This window comes from Synechococcus sp. O70.1, assembly GCF_047462215.1.
Classification (GTDB): domain Bacteria; phylum Cyanobacteriota; class Cyanobacteriia; order Thermostichales; family Thermostichaceae; genus Thermostichus.
In genome coordinates this window covers 74,354-82,546 of record NZ_JANSIT010000010.1, presented here as the reverse complement: position 1 = coordinate 82,546, position 8,193 = coordinate 74,354, and the positions used below count along the sequence as shown (strand labels likewise).

8 protein-coding genes are annotated in these 8,193 nt (G+C 58.2%); 4 read left to right on the top strand and 4 right to left on the bottom strand.

Annotated elements, in window-relative coordinates; genetic code table 11:
- Positions 1–171: 171 nt before the first annotated feature.
- Positions 172–1,413 carry a bifunctional glutamate N-acetyltransferase/amino-acid acetyltransferase ArgJ gene (argJ, locus tag NW833_RS07650; RefSeq protein WP_414412072.1) on the top strand — a complete coding sequence of 414 codons (1,242 nt, stop codon included), beginning with the start codon at positions 172–174 and terminating at the stop codon, positions 1,411–1,413.
- 19 nt (positions 1,414–1,432) lie between these two features.
- On the opposite strand, the gene psbH is transcribed toward argJ, so the two are convergent.
- Positions 1,433–1,636 (bottom strand): photosystem II reaction center phosphoprotein PsbH, encoded by a 204-nt coding sequence (gene psbH, locus NW833_RS07645; RefSeq protein WP_414361343.1) that lies wholly within the window; start codon positions 1,634–1,636, stop codon positions 1,433–1,435.
- 242 nt (positions 1,637–1,878) lie between these two features.
- Between psbH and psbN the strand changes: the two genes are divergently transcribed.
- Together psbN and dapF are read left to right on the top strand one after the other, a co-directional pair.
- Entirely contained in the window at positions 1,879–2,010 is a 132-nt protein-coding gene (psbN, locus tag NW833_RS07640; protein ID WP_414412071.1) for a photosystem II reaction center protein PsbN, read from the top strand.
- A gap of 23 nt (positions 2,011–2,033) precedes the next feature.
- Positions 2,034–2,903, top strand: coding sequence for a diaminopimelate epimerase (gene dapF / locus NW833_RS07635; protein WP_414396833.1), 870 nt, complete (start codon positions 2,034–2,036; stop codon positions 2,901–2,903).
- A gap of 6 nt (positions 2,904–2,909) precedes the next feature.
- Here dapF and NW833_RS07630 read toward each other — a convergent pair whose 3' ends face one another.
- The 3 genes from NW833_RS07630 to NW833_RS07620 form a co-directional block, all read right to left on the bottom strand.
- On the bottom strand, positions 2,910–3,563 hold the full coding sequence (locus NW833_RS07630; RefSeq protein ID WP_414412070.1) for a hypothetical protein: 654 nt from the start codon (positions 3,561–3,563) through the stop codon (positions 2,910–2,912).
- 140 nt (positions 3,564–3,703) lie between these two features.
- On the bottom strand, positions 3,704–4,903 hold the full coding sequence (locus tag NW833_RS07625) for an RNA-guided endonuclease InsQ/TnpB family protein (protein WP_414412069.1): 1,200 nt from the start codon (positions 4,901–4,903) through the stop codon (positions 3,704–3,706).
- Between the two features lie 80 nt (positions 4,904–4,983).
- On the bottom strand, positions 4,984–5,508 hold the full coding sequence (locus NW833_RS07620) for a hypothetical protein (RefSeq protein ID WP_414410970.1): 525 nt from the start codon (positions 5,506–5,508) through the stop codon (positions 4,984–4,986).
- A 233-nt stretch (positions 5,509–5,741) separates the two neighbouring features.
- Between NW833_RS07620 and pcrA the strand changes: the two genes are divergently transcribed.
- Positions 5,742–8,069 (top strand): DNA helicase PcrA, encoded by a 2,328-nt coding sequence (gene pcrA, locus NW833_RS07615; protein ID WP_414412068.1) that lies wholly within the window; start codon positions 5,742–5,744, stop codon positions 8,067–8,069.
- Positions 8,070–8,193: the final 124 nt, after the last annotated feature.

Sequence of the window (8,193 nt, the reverse complement as noted above, 5' to 3'; positions counted from 1 at the left end):
GACGCGCATGATGCTAGTTTATCAGGGGAAACCTTGGATAAAATGCTGCGCCTTACATCCCCACCTTCAAAGGCGGGGCCTTACGTCGCTTTTTGGTAAAGTTCTAACAACACCACTCTGCTCCCAGCGCAAAAGCCGGCCCGCTTTGCTAGGAGCTGCGCAGCCGCCAGTATGACCAGACCCATTCCACCAGATCTAGGAGCCCAGTTTAAACCGGTTGCAGGTGCTGTAACTGCCCCCCGTGGCTTCCGCGCTGCCGGCGTAGCTGCTGGCCTCAAGCCCTCCGGCGCCGCCGATCTGGCCCTGATTGTTTCCGACAGCGAGGCGGTAGGGGCTGGCGTTTTCACCACCAACCAGGTTAAGGCCGCCTGCGTCACCTACAACCAGAGCATCCTCGCCCAAGGCCAGCCGGTGCGGGCCATCCTCTGCACTGCCGGCCAAGCCAACGCCTGTACAGGCGAAGAGGGGGAGCGCAACAATGCCCAACTGGCCCGCTGGGTGGCAGAGCGGCTGGGGATCCCCGCCCACCAGGTGCTCACCGCCTCCACAGGGGTCATTGGACAACAACTGGAAATGGCCAAAATCAAGGCGGCCCTGCCCCACCTTATCGACAGCCTCTCGCCGGCAGGAGGAGAGAGCGCTGCCCGCGCCATCCTCACCACTGATCTAGTTCCCAAGAGCACGGCTCTGGAGGCTAACATCGAGGGCTACACCGTCAGGGTAGGAGGCATCGCCAAGGGATCCGGCATGATCCACCCCAACTTGGCGACCATGTTGGCTTTCCTAACCTCCGATGCGGCTGTGGATCCCCCACTCTGGCAGCAGATCCTCAAAGAGGCTGTTGACCTCAGCTTTAACCAAATCACCGTGGATGGGGATACCAGCACCAACGACATGGTGCTGGCTCTAGCCAACGGCCAAAGCGGGATCCCCACGGTGCAAGCGGGTACAAAAGCTGCCCAAACCCTAGCCGAGATGGTTGCCCAGGTTTCCATTCACCTAGCTAAGGCCATTGCCCGCGACGGGGAGGGAGCCACCAAGTTGCTGGAGATCCGGGTGCAGGGCGCCCCCGACGACCGGTCGGCTCGGCAGATAGCCCGCGTCATTGCCAGCTCTCCCTTGGTCAAGGCAGCAGCCTTTGGGGGCGACCCCAACTGGGGACGGGTGGCCGCTGCCGCTGGGCGAGCAGGGATCCCTTTTGACAGCCGCCTTCTGGAGATCCGGCTGGGAGATTTTCTGCTTCTAGAGAAGGGAATGCCCCTCCCCTTTGACCGCCAGGCTGCTTGCAAGTACCTCAAGGGGGATCCCGTCGTCTTTACGGTGGACCTCCACCAGGGGCCCGGTCAGGGCGTGGCCTGGGGCTGCGATCTCAGCTACGACTATGTGCGCATCAACGCCGAGTACACCACCTAGGCCGCTTGGCAAGCCCAAACTAGAAGCTGAGGCTCTCCCAGGAGACGTTGATGTCTTCCAGCAGCAGGGACTTGTTGTAGATCTCCAGGAGGATCAGCATGAAGATGCCAAACAGCACCATGAAGACTGCCATTAGAGGCGTGGTGCCCCAGCCGGGGGCTACTTTGCCGTATTCTGAGTTCAGCGGACGCAGCAGATCGCCCAGTCGGGTACGAATGGCCATAGTTCTCGCCATAGGTTAAGAAGGAACAAAGCTGGCGGCGGATCCTCTAAAGACTCAATGCCGCAAGAACAGCCATCTTTAGATCACGCTACCAGAATCTGGCCCCACCCCTTTGCCGATAGCAATGAATCTTGACATCCCTTGTCCTTGCCAGGCAGAGGATTCCGTGCATGTCGCCGCTGAGGCGCAATGTTTTGTAAACTTGTGTAATACTCTAGAGAGACTCTCTCGGGATCCCAGCGATGGAAGCTAGCCTCTCCCTCATCGTGGCTATTGTGGCCACTACTATTGTCATTACCGCCTTTGCCATCTACACCGCCTTCGGACCTCCTTCCGAGAACTTGAAGGATCCCTTCGAAATGCACGAGGATTGAAGCCCGTTGTCTTGTTGCACTGCATGGCTGCCCGGCTGCCCTCCCATCTCACCTTCCACAAGTACCAGGGGTTGGGAAACGATTTCATCTTGGTGGACAATCGCCACCAGCCCCAGCCCTGTCTGACACCAGAAGAGGCCATTGCCCTCTGCGATCGCCGCTTTGGCGTGGGGGCGGATGGGGTCATTTTCCTGCTGCCGGGGCAGGAGGGGGCTGATTTCAGCATGCGCCTGTTCAACAGCGACGGCTCGGAAGCGGAGATGTGCGGCAACGGCATCCGCTGCCTGGCTCGCTTTTTGCAGGATCTGGGGATCCCCGCCCAGGATGGCGCCTACCAGATCCACACCTTGGCAGGGCGGATTGTGCCGCGGGTGCAGCCCGATGGCTTGGTAACAGTGGACATGGGGATCCCTCGCCTTTTGGCCCAGCAGATTCCCACCACGCTAGTCGGGCCAGAGGAAAAGGTGGTGCGGCAACCGCTCCGAGTGGCCGGGCGGGAGTGGTGGGTGACGGCAGTGAGCATGGGCAACCCCCATTGCGTGGTCTTTCTGGAGGAGGAGGGATCCCTGGAGAAACTGGACTTGGAAAGGGTGGGCCCCCTGTTTGAGCATCACCCCGCCTTTCCCGAGCGCACCAACACCGAATTTGTGCAGGTGCTCAGCCCTAACCACCTGCGGCTGCGGGTTTGGGAGCGAGGGGCAGGGGCGACGCTGGCCTGTGGAACAGGGGCTTGTGCCGCCCTAGTAGCTGCCGTCTTGGAAGAGCGGGCCGAGCCCCAGGCCACGGTGGAGCTGCCGGGAGGCAACCTGGAGATTCGCTGGGATCTTGACACCCAACACGTGTGGATGACAGGGCCGGCCCTGCCCGTTTTCCGCGGCACCACTGCCGAGTGAGCGCTTTCAGGATCCCAACCCCACTAGGAGAAGGGCCAGCAAGGTGAGAATCCCGTGGGCAGGGCTCCAGCCCTGGTGCCAGATCATCAGCACTGCCAGGCCCAGCCAGACCAGCCCCAGCCCTAGGCCGAGGCGTAGGAACAGAGGGGGAGCCCCCTGGTTGAGGGAGCGTTTGAGCCAGGGGAAGATCACCCCCAAGCCAAAGGCCAGCCCCACGGGGATCCAGTCCATCCAGCCCGTCCGCTCCCAGCCCAGCAGGTAGAAGCCACCCAGGCAAAGGCCAAAGCCAAAAAGCAGCACCCGCATGGCAGGATAGTCTTGCCGGTAGCTGGAGGCGCGGCTCCAAGCTCCCTCAGGCTTGCTTGGGCTCAACGGCTCGACCACAAAGCTTTCGCTCCACTCCGGCGCCGCTTCAGTTTGGCCACGGCACCAAAGGTAAACGTTGACTTTGCGCAGCCCCTGCAGCAGCGAGGCCTCTACAGCGCTACGCACCACCTCCATTACTTGTTGTGTGTCCACCCCATCGCCGGGCAGCCGTTCCAGCAGCACATTCAGCACCTGACCCTTCAGCTCGGCGCGGCCAAACAGCCGCAGATCGGCTAGCTTGTAGTCGAGGATTTGGTTTAGGGTCTTAAGCTGGCGGCGCATGGATCTCGGCACCCAGCCGTCTCGACTAGAACCAGTTTAGCGGTCGGGGAAGAGGCAGGGGAAAAGCGGGATCCAAGGCATTGACATTCTCCCTGCCCTCCTAAAGGGGAGGGATTTTTTCTCAGACAGCAGGATGGCTCCTACCGGCTGAGCTACAAAGCGCTCCGCGCCGCCGTAAGCGAAAGAGCATGAGGCTGGAACCTCAACCCTATGGGGGATGCCATAACCCCAACTACTGGGCCTAAGCCCAGATACGTTCTGCGAAGGTTGATTGCCCCCACCCCGTCCCGATGGAACCTAAACCCGCACCCGCACCTATACCCACGGCCTTTTGGCTTGTTCCTCTTGTTGCAAGCAGGACAGGTTTGAGAGCTGTACCGCTCATCTTGGAGCACTACTCTCATCCCCAGCTGTTCGGCCTTGTAGGTGATGTAGTGCCGGGCTTGGCCATGCACCATTTGGTGGATCTTTTGATTCGCCTTCTTGCCGTAAAAGGACTCCCTCCCGCTAACGCGAGCGGCAGACACCCTGATATTCCGAATGTCCCCAATGACAACGGTCTGGACGCCCCTTGCATACAGCGTCGAGACAAGTCTTGTGGTCTGCTTGTGCAGAATGTCTCGGATTTGCCTATTCAACCTGGCCAACTGCTTCCGTTTGGAACGAATTAGCCGCCGGTAGCGCCGAGAACCACGCTTCTTTCTATCAATCAGTCTCGATAACTTGGCCTTCAGCTGGTTCTGGTAGCGGCGCTTGGAACGAAGCAGCCTGCCATTGGCGATGTAGGTATTCTCCCCATCATGGGCAACGGCCAGGTGAACCTCACCCAGATCCACACCGGCAACACCGCCTTTTTCCCTCTCTTCTTTGGGCCGCGCATCACTCAATTTGTAGCAAGCCCGCAACTCATACTGCTTGCCGTCCCAGCCGATTTCTACCCAGACAGGCGTATCCCAAGCCCAAGGGATCACCAACGGCTCTTTACCCCTCCCGTTCGACAACCGCAACTTTCCATCTACAACCTTGATGGCTGAGGACTTCCACTGGATTTTGTAATAGTACCGTCGGCGTCGAGGTGGACGAGCATTGGGATCCGTTTTGCGGCGTTCTCGCCACGACTTCAGAGAGGCCAAGAAGCTTTGCACTACCGCGTCTGCGCTATGGGCATGCAGCCGGTTTTCAGGATCACTGGGAAACCAACGCATGAGGGTGGCAGGCTTCAACCACAGCCCTTTCTTGCGGACGACCCGCCAAAAACTGACGAGTGTCTTGGAGTACAGCTTGCCTGCGGCTCTGCTCAAAAGTTGCAGTTGGTCTGAAACTCCCAGCTTGAGCTTGCGGACAAAGTACATGCAAAGTTGTCCTTCTGCTATCTAGAGCATCATACAAAAAGCCGCTCTCAACGGCAGGGCTTGAAACCCAGTTTTCTTGGTCAAATGCGCGTACGAATGCACTGGCGAATGCGGAGATTGGACTGGTCCAGGTTGGCAAACCCACTTAGAAGCGTGCCCCGACCGTCTAAAAGCAGCAGGGCGGCCTGGCGGCGAAAATCGATCCCGGGTAGCACTTCGGCGGCGATCTCCTGCAGCTTCTGGATGGCTGCCCCCTCGAAATCAACCGAGACATGGACAAACGGAGAAGCCAAGCGGGGATCTGTCGGCACGCTCTCGCGGATGGCCTGCAGAACCAGGTCTCGCACCAGCTGCAGCCCTCTGCCATCGATCAACACAACCTGGCGCAGCCGAGGGTTGTGCCCAAACTCCAGAGCCAAACTTGTGGAGAGGGCCTCTGCTTGGGAGCGGGTTTGGCGGTTGGTTAAGATCAGCGCCTGCAGGCCGTGGTAGCTGCCTAGGTCAAGGGGATCCCCGGAAATGCTTTCCAGCTTGAGGTCGAGGGATACGTTGGGGCTGCCGTTGCTGGGGCAGTTGCCAGCTTGAGCTGGGGCCAACGGGCCCAAGAAGAGGAAAGCAAAGGTAGCAACCCCACAAGCGACAAGTCTTTTTGGAAAAGCAAGCAGGCAGCCGCAGCCAAGCAAAACTCGTTTCATAGCAGCAAGTTCTGGGGTGGGCTGGCCAAATCTTAACCAATCTTCATCTTTGGCCCTGGCGCTCCTGGTTGGGCTTCCCACCCCCGTTGGGTTGCCAGCCTGGGCCCATAATGGAAAGCAGTCTCTCGGGGGCGGCAATAAATATGGCTTCTAGCTCCTTGTTGGATGGCCTCAATCCCTCCCAACGCCAAGCGGCGCAGCACTTTTGTGGCCCTTTGCTGGTGGTGGCGGGGGCAGGTTCCGGCAAGACACGCACCCTCACCCACCGCATTGCCTACCTCATCCGCCACTATCGGGTAAATCCAGAGGAGATTTTGGCCGTTACCTTCACCAACAAGGCCGCTCGCGAAATGAAGGAGCGCATCGAGCAGCTTTTTGCCGAGCAGGAGGCCCAGGAACAATTTGGGATCCCTTTGGCGCAACTGGAGCCTGCTCAGGCCACCCGGCTGAAATCCAGTGTTTACCACCGTTGGATTAAACCCCTTTGGATCGGCACGTTTCACAGCCTATTTGCCCAGGTTCTGCGCCTGGAGATTGAAAAATATCGGGATCCCAAGGGACGCAGGTGGACTCGCCACTTCTCAATCTTTGACGAGTCTGACGCCCAATCTTTGATTAAAGAAATTGTCATCAAGCAGCTTAACTTGGATGAGCGCCAGTTTGATCCCAAGTTGGTGCGCTATGCCATCAGCAGGGCCAAAAATCAGGGCTGGACCCCTGCGGATCTGGAACGCCACCAGCCCAATTTCCGCGGCCGCGTCCTAGCTCAGGTTTACGAGCTCTACGAAGATCAACTGGCGGCCAATAATGCCCTCGACTTCGACAACTTAATTTGGATCCCGGTGCAGCTTTTCCGCCAAAACGAGCAGGTTTTGGCCTACTGGCACCAGCGCTTTCGGCACATCTTGGTGGACGAATACCAAGATACCAACCGCACCCAGTACGAACTCATCCGGCTGCTAGTTACCAATGGGGAGAGCTGCCGCTCCAAGTGGGACTGGACCAATCGCTCCATCTTTGTGGTGGGTGATGCGGATCAAAGTATCTATCGCTTTCGCGGGGCAGATTTTACCATTTTGCTCGAGTTTCAAGAGACCTTTGGCGATGGCCTTCCAGACGACGAAACCCACACCATGGTGAAGCTGGAGGAAAACTATCGCTCTACAGCTACTATTTTGGAGGCAGCCAACGTCTTGATCGAGAAAAACACGGAGCGCATCGATAAAATTCTCCGGCCAACTCGCCCTCCAGGCCATCCTATCGTTTGCTACCAGGCGGAGGACGAGATGGCAGAGGCTGAGTTTGTGGTCAACACCATTCGCAAGTTACACAGCCAAAATCCCAACTCTTCCTGGGGAGATTTTGCCATCCTCTACCGCACCAACGCCCAATCTCGCCCTTTTGAGGAGGTTTTGCTGCGGTGGGGGATCCCCTACACAGTGGTGGGCGGGCTGCGATTTTACGAGCGCAAGGAAATTAAAGATGTGCTGGCCTATTTGCGGGCCGTGCTCAACCCTGCCGACTCCTTTAGCCTGTTGCGCATTATCAATGTGCCGCGGCGGGGTATTGGCAAATCCACTTTGGACAAACTAACCGAAGCAGCAACTGCCCTCAATGTGCCTTTGTGGGCCATCCTCTGCGACGAGGCTGCTGTAACCAAGCTGGTGGGGCGCTCCGCCAAGCCGGTTATCCAGTTTGCCCAGTTCATCGAACATTGGCACAAACAAGTAGCCCAGGTTTCCGCTGCTACCCTTTTGCAAGAATTGCTGCGGGATTCTGGGTATCTAGCAGATCTCAAGGCCCAGGGCACGCCAGAGGCTGAGGAGAGAATTGCCAACGTGATGGAGCTCTACAACGCCGCTTGTCAATTTGAGGAAGAAGAGGAGGATCCCAGCCTCGAGGCTTTCTTGAGCGCTGTCTCTTTGGCTGCGGATTTGGACAATCTGGAGGAAGGGGCCGAGAAAGTTGCCTTGATGACGTTGCACACTTCCAAAGGACTGGAGTTCCCCGTGGTCTTTTTGGTGGGGTTGGAACAGGGTCTGTTTCCCAATTTCCGCACCCTGGAGGATCCGGCTGCTTTGGAAGAAGAACGGCGCCTTTGCTACGTAGGCATTACCCGCGCCCGCGAGCAATTGTTTCTCTGCTACGCCAGCAAAAGACGCCTCTACGGCAACTGCGAGCCTGCCATCCCCTCTCTATTTTTGAGTGAGCTGCCGCACAACCTGATCCAGTGGCAGAGAGGCGGCCTGCTGCAACCTCGCGGGGTAGCCGAACCCAGAGAGGCAGCTACTGGCTGGGAGGGATCCCAGCGCTGGGCGGTGGGAGATCGTTTGCAACACCCCAAATTTGGCCAGGGGCAAATTACTCACATCTTTGGCAGCGGCGACCAGGTTACCTTAGCTGTGAGATTTCCCGCGGTGGGCCAAAAAATTTTGGATCCGCGCATCGCGCCCATCCAAAAGCTCAGCTAGCGCTCTGGTCCAAAACGACTTTGGCAGCTTAACTGGCCAGAGCGTCTTTGAATCTGACCTGAGGACATTGGCCGGTGCAGGACTTGGGATCTGGCAAATAACTTCATAGACTAGAGCAAAGGGC

Excerpts from the sequence above, each read along its gene's own strand:
- psbN (WP_414412071.1), top strand. The coding sequence starts at position 1,879 with ATGGAAGCTAGCCTCTCCCTCATCGTGGCTATTGTGGCCACTACTATT.
- dapF (WP_414396833.1), top strand. The coding sequence starts at position 2,034 with ATGGCTGCCCGGCTGCCCTCCCATCTCACCTTCCACAAGTACCAGGGG.
- NW833_RS07625 (WP_414412069.1), bottom strand. The coding sequence starts at position 4,903 with ATGTACTTTGTCCGCAAGCTCAAGCTGGGAGTTTCAGACCAACTGCAA.
- argJ (WP_414412072.1), top strand. The coding sequence starts at position 172 with ATGACCAGACCCATTCCACCAGATCTAGGAGCCCAGTTTAAACCGGTT.
- pcrA (WP_414412068.1), top strand. The coding sequence starts at position 5,742 with ATGGCTTCTAGCTCCTTGTTGGATGGCCTCAATCCCTCCCAACGCCAA.
- psbH (WP_414361343.1), bottom strand. The coding sequence starts at position 1,636 with ATGGCCATTCGTACCCGACTGGGCGATCTGCTGCGTCCGCTGAACTCA.